This window comes from Mangrovibacter yixingensis (assembly GCF_020523985.1).
Classification (GTDB): Bacteria; Pseudomonadota; Gammaproteobacteria; order Enterobacterales; family Enterobacteriaceae; genus Mangrovibacter; species Mangrovibacter yixingensis.
In genome coordinates, this window is sequence record NZ_JAIVKM010000001.1 from 2,233,403 (window position 1) to 2,247,281 (window position 13,879).

A 13,879-nucleotide genomic window follows, 5' to 3' on the forward strand; every position below is an offset into this window, starting at 1 on the left:
AGGCAGGAGAGAGGAAAAGGTGTGCATAACAACAGGGCGAACGCCCCAATACAGTGCATGCCCTGCGCACAAGCGGGGCATGCGCTAACCAGAGTTTTATCAGGCCGGTCGGCTTTCCAGGGCCGGTAACGCATTCTCACCATAGTTATTCGATGAGCCACTGGATTTCAGCGTAAAGCTGTTAACGCTTTCCAGTAAAGCGGCAGCGTGGTGATGGAGCTGGCTGGCGGCTTCACTGGATTGCTGAGACAACGTGGCATTTTGTTGCGTAGCTGAATCCATATGCGTAACAGCGAGGCTCACCTGCTCAATACCCGCACTTTGCTGGTTACAGGCAACAGAGATAGTTTCCACCAGTTGTGATACCTGGCGAATGTTATTCAACATCTGTTTCATCGCCACCCCTGCTTCCCCGGCAAGGTCGTTGCCTTGGGCAATGCGGCTGGAAGTGCGGCTTATCAGAGTATTAATCTCTTTCGCAGCATTAGACGAACGCTGTGCCAGCGCCCGCACTTCACTGGCAACAACCGCAAAGCCTCGCCCTTCAGTACCTGCTCTTGCGGCTTCAACAGCGGCGTTAAGCGCCAATATATTGGTCTGGAACGCAATACTCTCAATCACCGTCACGATACTGTTTATTTCTGTAGAGAAGCGGTTGATATCGCCCATGGCCTCGACCAGGCGTTCCACTGAGTGGTTACCGTCCAGGGCCATGGCATCGGTATTCTGGCTCAGTTTATTCGCCTCTGCCGCGTTGTCAGCGGTATGTTTCACGGCGGAGGTCACCTCTTCCATCGATGCCGCCGTTTCAATCAACGCACTGGCCTGTGCTTCATTGCGGGTAGACAGCGCCTGGCTACCATCAGCAATACTGGCAGATGCACCAGCTATATTTTCCGCACCATCAATCACTTCACTCACAATACGCGCCAGGCTGTTGTTCATGGTTTGCAGAGCGGCCATCAGCCCGGCTATTTCATCTTTGCCGGACACTTCTATATTGGCTCTCAGGTCACCGGAAGCGACCTGGCGCGCAACCTGTACCGCCTGAGCGACAGGCCGAGTAATACTGCGGATAATCAGCCAGGTCACCACACCACCCGTTAGCACTGCCAGCACGATTACCAGAGCAATAATGGTCTGGATTTGTTGGTAATGGCGGGTGTTCTCTGCATTAATTTCCTGGTGCAGCATTTTGGCATGTTGCAAGGTTTTCTCGACCACGCCGTCAATCATTTTGGTAGGGGCACGGTCAATACCGCGTACTTGTTTATCGACCCTGGCAGGGCTGTTTATGTCAGCAGTATCGTATGATTCCAGGGCACTGAGGTATTGGCGCAGTAACTGCGAGTGCGCTTCACGGGCCGCCAACACATCCTGGTTACTCATACCCAAGGCGGGTAATTGCTTGCTTAAGGTATTCAGCAACGCCTGGGTTTTGTCATTCTGAGCCAGAAATGCCGCTTTGTATTTGGTGAACAAGTCTGCCTCCTGAACACCGCGCAGTAAGGTGTCCTTCCACTCCTGTACCTGTATTTTGAATTGCACCTGGGCATTACGTGCAGTATCAATTGATTGTTCAATCAGCATTTCACGGGCAATAAATTTTTGGCTGCTCTTGGTCCAGTGGTAATTCACATAGCCGCCGATTGCGCCAGCGCACAATGTCAGTACCAATAGCAGAACAGATAACAGCCATAAACGTGGCCCAATACGAAATTGATTTAATCTCAGTGCAGAAAGCATAACGGTGTTCCTTAACGACAATACCTGCCAGTGTTATCGTCCTTTCTGCTTATTTCTTCACCACTAAATCGGTTCAGAGATAAAAGGGTGACCCCCTTCCCATTAATATTTCACTTTCATGTCACCGTATGGTTATTTAAAGGCGGAATACAAAACTGCCAGACTGGCAAAATCACCAACGCTCATCAACACGTTGGCAGGCTTCATTACCCACCAATACGCGGGCACTGTGAAGGCAAGAATTCAAGGCCACAATGCGGGCATTTCAACAGGGTATTTTTACGGAGTTTAGCTGCGCGTTGGTTAGCTATATGAGCGCATTTTGGGCATTTTACGGGGACTGGACGTTCACCAAAATGGCGCAGACCACTGGTATATGACATATGCGAACACCTCCGGGGTATTGAACGGCTAAGCAATAGCAACCCGTTTGTTCTGCTTATTTTTCACCCAAAGAATAAACCCGCACAAAATGAATGGCAATAACCTGTTTATGGCTCAACTTTCTGCTTAATACGGGGATTACCTGCACACAAAGTCTGTGCAGGCTTTAACCGGTGAGTTACGCAACATCCCGCAACGTACTAAGATCCAGTGTGATAGCAACCTGTTGCCCGTCAGACAATAAGTCCGCGATACTACGGTTAAGCACATCCACACGTAATTCAACCCCCTGCGCGACAACCCGGTAACGCACCACGTTCCCCAGTAAGCTGCGGTCAAGAATGGTGGCTGGAATACCCTGGCCTGGAGCACAAATGGTGATGGATTCTGGGCGTAACGCACACTGCCCGTTGTGTTCAATACCGCTCAAACGCGCCATATCCTGAGCACTGAGTACGTTATAGTTACCAATAAAATTCGCGGCGAATAGATCGGCAGGTTCGGTGTACAGGGTTTCGGCACTGCCATTCTGAATGATATTGCCCTGGTTCATCAGGATAATCCGGTCAGACAGTGTCAGCGCTTCCTCCTGATCGTGGGTGACAAACAGTGTAGTCAGGCGCAACTCCTGCTGAATACGCCGGATTTGTTCACGTAAATGGCGGCGAATACGGGCATCCAGCGCAGAAAGTGGTTCATCCAGCAACAGTAAACGTGGGCGGGTAACCAGTGAACGGGCCAGGGCAACACGCTGGCACTGCCCACCAGACAACTGGTGTGGGAAACGGTGGCTGTATGCCGACAACTCCACCAGCTCCAACACTTCACTGGTGCGCTGCTCAATTTCACTGGCCGGGAGTTTTTGCATCCGCAGGCCAAAGGCAACGTTCTTTTTCACCGTCATATTCGGGAACAGCGCATAGCTCTGGAACACCATGCCTATGGCGCGTTTTTGCGGTGCAAGCGGCACAATATTTTGCCCGGCAATCTCTACGCTGCCACTGTCCGGGTCTGTCAGCCCGGCAATACAGCGCAACAACGTTGATTTACCGCAGCCACTGGGGCCAAGTAAGGTAACGAATTCGCCTTCATCCGCACTGAAATCAATATTTTCAAATACCCGGGTTGGGCCATAGTGTTTATTGAGTTGTGAAACTTTTAAATAAGACATAAGCCCTCACTTACGATTCAGTGCACTGGCAAGCCAGGTAATCAGCAGAACAACACAGAAATAAGAAATCACCAGCGCACTGGTAAAGTGACCGCTGCCGTTACGCATGTTATAGAGATAGACCTGCAACGTTTCGTAGCGCGTGCCCACCAGGATATTGGCAAACACAAATTCCCCAATCAGAAACGAAAACGAGAGCAATACGGCAACCATTGCCCCTTTACGCAAGTTTGGTAGCACCACCAAAAACGCCGCCTGGAATGTGCTGGCACCCAGCAGGTTTGCCGCGCTCACCAGTTCTTTAATATTCACAGCCTGCATATTGTTGCTGATGGCCCGCCAGATAAACGGCAGAGTTATGGTGAAATAACAGGCAATGAGTATCCAGGGCGTTCCTGTCAGCACCACAGGGCCTGATGCGTACAACTGCAACAACCCAACTGAAGACACCACCGGCGGGATAGCAAAAGGCAGTAAAATCAGCACGTTCATAATGCTGCCCAGGAATGGGAAGTACCAGGCAATCACAAACATTACGGGCAGAACCAGCACAAAAGAAAACACCAACGCACCAAAACAGATGATCAGTGAACGGCCCAGTGCCGCCAGGAAACGTGGGTCGTGCCACAAATGGGAAAACCACTCAATCGTCAGCCCATCTGGCAAAATTGTGGCACCCCATTCGGTTGCCAGCGCATATAACAACGTTGCCAACAATGGGACAACAAGAATCAGTAATAACAAACTAATCACGACACGGTGATATACATATTCACTTTTCGACATGGGTACCGCTCCTTGACTCAGCGCGCATTCAGGTAACTGCGGCGCTGGATCCACTGCTGAATAACAGTAATCGCCGACATCAATACAACCAGTAACATGGCCAGTGCACTACCCATATTGGGATCAAGAGATATATCCCCGGACACCAGTGCTGCAATACGCACCGGAACCACGTTGAAATTGCCAGAAGTGAGTGCGTAAATGGTGGCATAAGCACCCAGTGCATTTGCCAGTAAAATAACAAATGTGCCAATCAGCGCGGGGGACAACACTGGCAGCCCGATATGCAGCCAATAGCGTATGCGGCTGGCACCCAGCAGCGCGCTGGCCTCTTCCCAGTCTTTTTTCAGCCCATCAAACGCGGGGAACAACAGCAATAAGCCAAGCGGGATTTGGAACCAGGTGTACACCAGAATCATGCCGTCAATGGAATAAAGCCGGAAATCACCAAGCAAACCATATTTGCGCATCAACAATGTGATACAGCCGTTTAGCCCCAATAAAATAATGAAGGCGAACGCCAGTGGTACGCCGGCAAAATTGCTGGTCATATTGGTGAATGACATAATAATGCGCTGTAACTTGCCATTACCGATTTGATGCAGAGAATAGCCGCCAATCAGCGCAATTATTAACCCATAAAGACTTGATAATATAGAAATTTTCAATGAACTGGTGATAGCTTGCTGGTAAAAGGGGGAAGTCAGAATATCCTGGTAATTCCCCAGCCCCCATGCTTCCATGCTGTCGCTCCAGAAACTGTTCACCACTATCCAGATAAGCGGTGCAATCTGGAAGGCAAGATAAAACAGTGTAAAAGGCAACAGGCATAGCACCGCCAGCCACTTTCCTTTCATCATTAGTGCCACTCCTGCTTAGGTGCCAACAACGCACGGCAAACCGGTTTATCGTGCGCCACTCCCAATAGTTCACAAACAGTGCCGCACAAGGTGGTTTGGGGAATGGTTAAATCAGGAAGTTTTGAAAACCCGTCACCAAATACAAACAAAGGCACACAGGTCTCTTCTTCCAGAATGCCACCGTGGCTTCGGTCATCATTCATACCATGGTCGGCTGTCACCAGTACCTGGTAGCCTTCGGCAAGCCAAACTGGCATCCAATGAGATAAATAACCGTCAGCAAAACGCGCTTTGTTGCGGTATTGCGGCGATGAAAGACCAAACTTATGCCCGGCATCATCAATATTCATGGGATGAATAAGCAAAAAATCCGGGTCATGGCACAGGCGCAGGCTTTCTGCATCTTCAAACAGGTGTGAATCAGGGTAGGTGTCATCAGAATAAAAGTGTCCATACTGCACAGGAAGTGTTGGGTCCTGTACATGTCGGTCGCGTGCCGGGTTGAAAGGTGTACGGTTGTACAACTCGCTAACCCAGTGGTAAGCGGCCGCTGCCGTAGTTAATCCCGCCGCCCGCGCATAGTGAAAAATACTTTGCTCACGGCTTAACCGGCTCACCCCATTATGAATAATGCCACTTCTCACCGGCGGAATGCCGGTGAGAATGCACTCATAAAGTGGGCGGGATAACGATGGCAGTTCGCAGGTCATTGAATACACCTGCCCTTTTCCCTCCGCGCATTCTGCGTGCAGGTAGCCCATTGCATGTGATGCAACCTGGTTGCTCAGGCCATCGAGAATAACCAGAATCGTTTTCATACCGCCCTCAAACTTATTGCTGCATGTTGATCATGACGTTTTCCTGCCACAGACGCGGCAGCATTTTGGCGCTCTTCTCCCAGGCTTGCTGGTCAGCAATCGGGCGGGCATTTTTATATTCGCTGTCTGGCAGCATTTGCGCTTTCACATCTGCCGGGTAGGTCAGGTGCTCTGCACGAATCGGGCGGGCAAAACCACGAGCAAGGTTGATCTGCCCAGCGTCGGAGAAGATATATTCGCGGGTCAATTTAGCGGCATTCGGGTGTTTGCCGTATTTATTGATAATGGTGGTGTAACCAGAGGTCACAGAACCATCTGAAGGAATGACCACTTCAAAACGTTTCGGGTCGATTTGTTTGCGGTAGTTCAGGCCGTTGAAGTCCCACACTACGCCAACCTGCACTTCGCCTTTTTCAATATTCGCAATTGTTGGGTCTGTGACGCCCAGGCGCCCTTGTTTTGCCAACTCAGCGAAAAATGCCAGCGCAGGTTTGAGATTTTTTTCATTGCCACCCAGCGCGTAGTTGGCAGCCAGCACACCAGATGCTGCCTGAGAAGCAACACCAACATCACCGATATCCACAACATATTTGCCTTTTTTCAGGTCAGCCCAACTGTGTGGTGCGTCTTTTACTTGTTGTTTATCAATAATAAACGCAATGGTGCCGGTGTATGCCACAGCCCAGTAGCCATCTTTATCTTTCGCCCAGGCGGGAACCTGATCCCAGGTGCTGGGTTTATAAGGCAACGCCAGGCCCTGTTTCACTGCTATTGGGCCAAAAGAAATCCCCACATCACCAATATCGGCTGTCGCATTTTCTTTTTCTGCTGCAAACTTTGCCAGTTCCTGAGCTGAAGACATGTCCGTATCCATATGCTTCAGGCCATATTTCGACAGCATATCTGCCCAGGTGCCTTTCCAGTTTGCCCAACTGTCCGGCATACCAACGCTATTCACTTCGCCTTCACTTTTTGCCGCTTTTTCAAGCGCACTCAAATCTGCCGCATGGACATTGGCTACCTGCAATGCCACGAGCAATGTACTGGCTAACAAAGATACATACATGCGTTTCATAAATGCTATGCTCCAGTGATGTGATTGTTATTGGACTAGTCCAGCAAAATCGTTCTTGCAAAACACAGGCCAAAGCAGAACAACGACTTAAGACGCTGGATCTTATCTTTGATTTATAAACGTTTTATTACAGAAACATGACAACCCGACAGTGAGTTGTTTCCAGGTTGCAGGGAAAAGGTGAGTCATGGGATGCACTATTTTGGCTAATTGGCACATTTTTGAGGCTGGGGAAAATGGCAAAGAAAACTGTCGAGGTGATTTGTGAAGCACTGGCAGAGCGCATTCAGCGTGGTGAGTTTAACGAAGACCGGCGTTTGCCCTCTGAGCGCACGTTAAGCCAGCAATTTATGACTACCCGCATTACGCTGCGTGAAGCCTTGCGCCAGTTAGAAGCACAGGGTGTCATTTACCGCGAAGTACGCCGTGGCTGGTTTATTGCCCCTCCCCGCCTGGTATACAACCCACTCCACCACTCCCACTTTCGTGAAATGGCTCAGGCTCAAGGGCGTCACACCAGTACGGAATTGATAAATGCGGGTTTTCAACCCGCAAGCGAAGCTGTTGCCCACCAGTTAGGTATTCCCCTGGGCAGTGAAATCATTTGTATTCGCCGCCTGCGCCATATTGATGGACGGGCGGTGTTATATGTTGAAAACACACTTAACCCAAGTTATTTCCCAGGGTTACTGGAAAAAGACCTGACTGGCTCGTTAACCGATTTATACCAACGAGATTATGGGCTGCACTACGGTGGGGTGCGCTTTAGGGTTTTCCCAGGGCCACTCCCCGCTTTTGCGGCAGGCCGCCTGCATGTTTCCCCCGGCAGCCCAGGATTGTTTATTGACCGAACAAACCGCGACCAGTATGGGCGTATTATTGACTGCGACCACGAATACTGGCGCTATGATGCGTTGTGTATTGATGTGGCTGTTGGGCCGGGTTCAGAAACAGACTGGGCACCGTTTTATAGCCACACAACTTTATAGTCACACAACACCAAAGTGATAATGGCAAGCATGAAGATGGGGTTGGGCGTGCCACGCGAGCACGCTACAGAGCCAGAACGCGCTACAGTTTTCCTTCTTTTATACGCCGGGCGAGCAGCACTCGCCGCAACTGCAATTCCCGCAATTCGAATGTGACATCAAGACTAACCGGGGGGTAATCGGCATCTTCTTCATTACTGACTGCTGTTTCTTCCTCGCTGCTGGCGTACACGTCTTTTTCAATCAGCCGGAAGGCCTCTTTTTTACTCAGCCCCTGCTTTTGCAGGAGTTTCGACAGCATCTTATCAACAGCCGTATATTTTACTTTTCTTCGAAACATACTTTTTCTCTGACACAGGCCTGGTTGCAGATCCTGCCAATCGGTTTAACGCAAATTTTATCTTCTGTGCGCCCGCAAGTTAAGCAGTGATAGCGCTTTGTGACAATCTCTGACAATTAATTAATGGTTGTCATAAAGCGAATGCTTATTAAACCAGCAAGATGGTGTTTTTTTATGCAGCAGACTGGTGAAAAACCGGAAAGGCCATAACGGATATATTGCCAGAGAAGTGATGACACACCGGGCGGGGAACCCGGTGTGTTGGTATCAGAAACGGTACTGCAGGCCAACAGTCGCCGTATAGTTTTTATTTTGCAACCCGGCGGCATCGCCACCATAATACTCATGAGCACCAGTATCACGGTCTATCACTTCCGTGCCGCCATTCCCTTCTTCGTATTTGTTCCAGGCAACTTCCGCAAATACTTTGGCATTTGGTGTTACGTAGTACCCAACATCCATAGCCACGCCGTAATAATTGCTGTTACCGCCTTTATCACGGAAAGTCAGGTCGCGCATGTAGTGTTCGTCGTTATCTTTTGACTTCACCCAACCGCTAAATTTAAATGCGCCATTGATTTCGAAGTTTTGGTAACGGTATTGCCCAACCAAACCAATATATGGCATTGAGAAACGTTGCTGGTAGCCAATCCCTCTTTCACCCGGAGTAAAACTCCCCACATCAGTACCGTTATCATAATTATAATCACCACCAAACGCCGTCCAGCTAAACCGGGTTTGCTGGTAACCTGCTATCGCCCCAACTTTGTAAGTTTCACCGCGCAGTATCCAGCCTTTAATATTCAGGTCAAATTCATTGGCGTAATTCAGGGTGGTATTTTCATGGTAAGAATGATCCGTCCAACCAGACTGATTTTCGTTGAGCCAGTCATAATCATCCATACGGCCTGAGCCAGAAGCCATGGTTGTCCAACCGCGGGCGTTCAGGGTAAGCCAGCTATAAGCATCCCAGGAGATATCCCCTTTGATGATCGCTGCGTTTTTTATCTTCCAGTCTAACTGGCTGACTTTGCGGCCATCTTCATAAACCAGCTCATGTGATTCGCCACCCAAGTACCCTGTTGATGCTGATACGGAGACACTTTCTGGTGAGAGGTTTGGCATTGCCGGGTTCATATCTGCCGCAGCGACACCAGAGAAAGACGCAACAACTAAGGCTGCTATTGTTTGTTTTTTCATTTTCATTCCATTTATTGTTATCCCTGAATTCTCACGCCGGGCACTATTCTGGCACAAGCACGAAGCATTCAGAATTTTCGCGAAGAAGCCATTCGCATGCCGATATTAATCCTGCTACTTTTAACCAACAACAATCAATATTAGTAGGTTATTTTTATTTTTCATAACTTAGCACAAATTAAATATCTACCAAGAGCATTCTCTGGGCGAGCCGGGTTTAAATAACAAGAAAAACCGTATAATTAGGAATAAAAATAGATTATTTATTACATTGTGAATGAAATTTGTAGTTTTATTATTCCTATAGCGTAATAAGCGCTTATTCTTTAGCGTTATTCACTCTATTACCAGGTTCATGCCCACCAGCCAATAAAAATACCCGGCATAAAAAAGCCTGCCAGTACGAACATACTGGCAGGCAAGGAGGAAAGATGTGGCGTTACTGACTAAGTGGTTTGCGAACAAACAGGCCAAAACTGATAGCGCCCAGCATCAACAAAGCCGCGCCCAACAGAAAGACATTAGTAAATTTACCCGTGGCATCCAGAATAACACCGGTAACAATCGGTGCCATTGCTGCCCCAAGGAAACCACCAAAGTTCTGAATAGCGCCAAGTGAAGCGACCTGGTCTTTTGGCGCGATATCGGTTGCCAGTGTCCAGAGCGCCCCTTGTGGCATTTGGGAACAGAAATACCCCAGCGATAACAAACCAATCGCCAGTGGCGTACTGCTAACAAAAGGAATGGGGCCGACAAAACAGGCTGCCAGCGCTGCGCCTAAAACAATCGGCACTTTACGAGAGGTAATAGGTTTAACACCCCGGCGTACCAGCCAGTCAGATAATGTGCCACCGACCAGCACACCCAGAATACCCGCCAGGAAAGGAATGGATGCAATCCAACCTGTTGCTTTCAGGCTGAACCCCAGTGATTTTTCCAGGTAGCCAGGCAACCAGGTGAGGTATACCCAAATGGTAAACATGATTGAGAAGTTACCAATCACCATAAACCAGGTAGTGGGATGACGGAACAAGCTGCCCCAACTGGTACGTTTTTCGCTATTTTTACTGGCAGTGGTGTGCCCGGCATGAATCAGCGCATCTTCACGCGCCACCGGATCACGGTAGAATTTCCACCAGGCCAGCAGTAATGGCAACCCCATCAAGCCAATCCCCACAAACATGCCACGCCAGCCAAAGCTGAGTAACAAAATAGTCAGGATAGGCGGAGCCACTGCATTGGCGATTTGTGAACCCGTGTTGATGATAGCCGTGGGTAAACCACGTTCTGTTTCACCAAACCAACGGTGGGTAATTTTGATCCCGGAAGTGAAGAACGGCGATTCTGCGACACCCAGCATCATGCGCAGGCCATAAAAGAAGCTGTAACTATTCACAAAAGCAGCCAGTACGGTACAGCTTGACCACAAGCACAGCGCCCAGGAGAACATCCGCTTGGGGCCAAATTTATCTACCAGCCAGCCTGCAGGCAGGTTGGCCAGGGCATAAGGCCAGAGAAACGCAGAGAGCAATAAGCCCATTTCGGTTTGCGAGAAGCCAAATTCTGCCGCAATGGTAGTATTGGCAATACTCAGATTCGCCCGGTCAAGGTAGTTCACTATTGCTGCCAATAGCAGCAGCAAGATAATTCCCCAGCGCAGCCGGGTTACAACTACCGGCTGGCTGGCTGTGCCCTGGTAACCTTTCACGCCAGGCAGGCTATCCTCAGGCAGGGTCGAGGTAAGTTCTTTCATTGTTATGTCACCTGGTTATCCCTTGTTACAGGGAAGGGTTGTAGGGAAATGCTGCTAAGGTTTGGTTAGCGAGCGGTTTTGGTTTGCCACAGTGCAGTACCCTGGCGAATCTGGTCGAGAATGACGCCCAGCCCCCAGTATTTTTCCAGCACATCGTCCTTGTTCACCCGGCAGAATTCGCTGGCAAACGTGCCCATTTGCTGGTGATAAATCTTGGCGTTTTTGGGGTAACCCAGGGTTTCTGTCACAGCAGAAAGGGAGAGGAACAAAGAGAGTTCCTGTGCCAGAGCGGGTTGTTCCTTGCCATGTTTCCATAACCAGGCATACAGCTCAGGGTGGAAATTGGTGAAGACGCCGCTGAACCCTTTAGAACCCGCCTGAATAGCAGGCCAGGCAATGGCGGCATTCGCATTAATGACATGAAGCGGTGTACCCTGCGCTAGTTTGACGCGGCGAACAACGGTGGGCAGGTCGCAACTGACATCTTTGAGCACCACAAAACGGCCACTTTGCGCACAGAAGTTGAACTCTTCATCACTCAGTAAACGGCGCCAGGGAGCAGGGCATTCATACAAACCCAGCGGTAATTCTTGCGGTAAAGCTTCAAACAGCGCGCCCAGAGTGGCCTTAAAGGTTTCCGTACCTTTATTTTGTGGATCCAGATGGTTCGTCACCAGTACCAGCGCATCGATGCCAGTTTTCGCCATTGCCTGTAGCTCATCAATCTGCGCACTTAAATCATCGCTGATATGCCCGGAAGCAATGACCGGAACCCTGCCCTGCACTTTTTCAACCACAAAACGGGCAAGCTCCGTGCGCTCTTCCAGCGACAGATATTGCATTTCGCTGGACTGGCATACGGCAAATAACGCATTCACTCCTGACGCAATGTACCAGTCAATCAGCCGCTCAAGCCCAGTCCAGTCAATCTGGTTTTCTGCTGTAAACGGGGTCAGCATGACCGGAACAATACCCTCAATGGACTTCATAAATTCTCCTGATCCGCCAGCCTGGCGGTGATTGCATTCAAAAAACAACACGTTATGTCAGCGTAACGCCAGGCGTGAAATCACCTGTTGGTACGCAGGCATGTTAGACGCCCCTTCTCGCTCAACAGCCAAAGAGGCAAACGCCGAGGCAAAAGTTGCAGCCTGTGCCAGGGTTTGTCCGTCTGCTATTGCTGCTGCAAGAGCGCCATTAAAAGCATCACCGGCTCCGGTGGTATCCACACTCAGCGCCGGGAAAGCCGGAATATGTTGAAATTGCTGGTTGTCATAAATCAGCGCTCCACGGCTGCCCATGGTGATAATCACCCGCTTTGCGCCACGCGCGACTATTGCCAGCGCAGCGGCTCGCGCACTTTCAAGGTCGGTAATTTCCACCCCCGAGAGCAACGACGCTTCAGTTTCGTTCGGGGTAATAATGTCGATAAGATCGATACAACTCAGGATGTCGGGTGAAAATGGCGCCGGGTTCATAATCACCTGCACGCCCAGCGCCCGGGCTAATTTCATTGCGTTCAGCGTGGCGTCAAAATTGTTCTCCAGTTGCACCAGCAGCACATTGCTACTGGCAAGCTCTGGCGACATACTGGCAATCTCGTCATTGCTCAGGGTTTTATTGGCACCGGAATAAATAGCTATCATGTTTTCGCCATCATCCTGCGAGACATAGATCAGCGCATTGCCCGTAGGCTCCCGTTCAGACTGGTACAGCCGGAAAGAGTGGATCCCAGAAGACGCCAGGTGATCGAAAGCAAACTGGCTGAACTGGTCTTTGCCCACTTTGGCAACAAAATGCACCTGAGCGCCCGCCCGGCTTGCTGCCATCGCCTGGTTAGCGCCTTTGCCTCCCGGCCCCAGTGAACTGCGTTGTGCCAACAACGATTCGCCACCACGGGGAAACCGATGTACCCACGCCACAATATCCACATTGAACGCCCCCAAAATGCACACTTTGCCCCTTAATGCATGAGGCGATACATCCGGGTTGCGCACCGGCTCCTGTTCAGAAAGGCGTTTGAGTAATACCTCAAAGTTGTCACCTGTTTCGCTAATTAACCTGGACTGCAAGTTACGCCGCACAATCATGGCGCCACCATGGCAACGCCGAATCAATCCTTGTTTCACCAGTGCCGCTAAATCACTGCGAATAGTTTCTTTGGTAACAGCAAAATGCCCAGCCAGCCAATCCACCGTGACGCGTTCATGTTTATCTAAATGCTCAAGAATTTTGTTACGGCGCTCTTCGCGAAACATAATTTCCCTCTCCAGTACACTATTGAGACTAAGAAATACCCTGGCTGTAAAAAGTGATTTTCTTCAAACCTTGCAGAGCAAAACGGAAACAAACAAAAATGACCAAAAACCTTGCTTTAAAAAAAACAAAAACACCTGCACTTTTTTCTTAATTCATTTTTTTGCAGTCAATTATTTGATGGCCATCACACATAATCCTTATAAAAACCAAGGATAAGAGCGGGTTTCATGAGGACAAAAAATAGTTAATTAATTGATTAAAAACATATAAAATAACCAACCCAGTCAATTCAGCCACAAATAGCGCTAACCAAGACAATCACAAAATTAGTTTCATCCATTCGATAAAAAATATTATCCATTGCAAATAATGGGGAAAAACAGGAAAGCAAAAACAGAAAAATCTCATTATTAAAAATGGTATCTTTCGCCAACCCAATAGTTTCATTAAGCACTTAAATAAAATCTTCAAAAAATATTTCACACATACATACGGCAC

At 49.2% G+C, this 13,879-nt stretch carries 13 protein-coding genes; 1 reads left to right on the forward strand and 12 read right to left on the reverse strand.

The features are described from left to right. Window positions 1-99: 99 nt before the first annotated feature. The 7 genes from LC084_RS10290 to LC084_RS10320 all read right to left on the reverse strand — a co-directional run bounded on the left by LC084_RS10290 (window position 100) and on the right by LC084_RS10320 (window position 6,840). Window positions 100-1,746 carry a methyl-accepting chemotaxis protein gene (locus LC084_RS10290; RefSeq protein ID WP_226571039.1) on the reverse strand — a complete coding sequence of 549 codons (1,647 nt, stop codon included), beginning with the start codon at window positions 1,744-1,746 and terminating at the stop codon, window positions 100-102. A gap of 206 nt (window positions 1,747-1,952) precedes the next feature. Then, window positions 1,953-2,129 carry a YnfU family zinc-binding protein gene (locus LC084_RS10295; RefSeq protein ID WP_226571040.1) on the reverse strand — a complete coding sequence of 59 codons (177 nt, stop codon included), beginning with the start codon at window positions 2,127-2,129 and terminating at the stop codon, window positions 1,953-1,955. Window positions 2,130-2,308: 179 nt separating this feature from the next. After that, on the reverse strand, window positions 2,309-3,301 hold the full coding sequence (locus tag LC084_RS10300; RefSeq protein WP_226571041.1) for an ABC transporter ATP-binding protein: 993 nt from the start codon (window positions 3,299-3,301) through the stop codon (window positions 2,309-2,311). 6 nt (window positions 3,302-3,307) lie between these two features. Beyond that, window positions 3,308-4,087 (reverse strand): ABC transporter permease, encoded by a 780-nt coding sequence (locus tag LC084_RS10305; protein ID WP_226571042.1) that lies wholly within the window; start codon window positions 4,085-4,087, stop codon window positions 3,308-3,310. A gap of 17 nt (window positions 4,088-4,104) precedes the next feature. After that, window positions 4,105-4,944 carry an ABC transporter permease gene (locus LC084_RS10310; protein ID WP_226571209.1) on the reverse strand — a complete coding sequence of 280 codons (840 nt, stop codon included), beginning with the start codon at window positions 4,942-4,944 and terminating at the stop codon, window positions 4,105-4,107. A gap of 2 nt (window positions 4,945-4,946) precedes the next feature. Then, complete coding sequence (locus LC084_RS10315) at window positions 4,947-5,765, reverse strand: alkaline phosphatase family protein (protein ID WP_226571043.1); 819 nt, start codon at window positions 5,763-5,765, stop codon at window positions 4,947-4,949. Between the two features lie 13 nt (window positions 5,766-5,778). Then, window positions 5,779-6,840: an ABC transporter substrate-binding protein gene (locus tag LC084_RS10320; protein ID WP_226571044.1), complete on the reverse strand. Its 1,062-nt coding sequence runs from the start codon at window positions 6,838-6,840 to the stop codon at window positions 5,779-5,781. A 236-nt stretch (window positions 6,841-7,076) separates the two neighbouring features. Here LC084_RS10320 and LC084_RS10325 point away from each other — a divergent pair, with 236 nt between their 5' ends. Further along, complete coding sequence (locus LC084_RS10325; RefSeq protein WP_226571045.1) at window positions 7,077-7,829, forward strand: UTRA domain-containing protein; 753 nt, start codon at window positions 7,077-7,079, stop codon at window positions 7,827-7,829. An 82-nt stretch (window positions 7,830-7,911) separates the two neighbouring features. Here LC084_RS10325 and LC084_RS10330 read toward each other — a convergent pair whose 3' ends face one another. From LC084_RS10330 to rbsK, 5 genes are all read right to left on the reverse strand, one after another. Then, window positions 7,912-8,130 carry a hypothetical protein gene (locus LC084_RS10330; RefSeq protein WP_226571046.1) on the reverse strand — a complete coding sequence of 73 codons (219 nt, stop codon included), beginning with the start codon at window positions 8,128-8,130 and terminating at the stop codon, window positions 7,912-7,914. Between the two features lie 306 nt (window positions 8,131-8,436). Then, the gene (locus tag LC084_RS10335) at window positions 8,437-9,369 is read right to left on the reverse strand and encodes an omptin family outer membrane protease (RefSeq protein WP_226571047.1); all 933 of its coding nucleotides are present in this window, start codon (window positions 9,367-9,369) and stop codon (window positions 8,437-8,439) included. Window positions 9,370-9,808: 439 nt separating this feature from the next. Beyond that, entirely contained in the window at window positions 9,809-11,122 is a 1,314-nt protein-coding gene (locus tag LC084_RS10340; RefSeq protein ID WP_226571048.1) for an MFS transporter, read from the reverse strand. Between the two features lie 65 nt (window positions 11,123-11,187). After that, complete coding sequence (locus tag LC084_RS10345; protein WP_226571049.1) at window positions 11,188-12,111, reverse strand: dihydrodipicolinate synthase family protein; 924 nt, start codon at window positions 12,109-12,111, stop codon at window positions 11,188-11,190. A gap of 57 nt (window positions 12,112-12,168) precedes the next feature. Beyond that, window positions 12,169-13,380 carry a ribokinase gene (rbsK, locus tag LC084_RS10350; protein WP_226571050.1) on the reverse strand — a complete coding sequence of 404 codons (1,212 nt, stop codon included), beginning with the start codon at window positions 13,378-13,380 and terminating at the stop codon, window positions 12,169-12,171. Window positions 13,381-13,879: the final 499 nt, after the last annotated feature.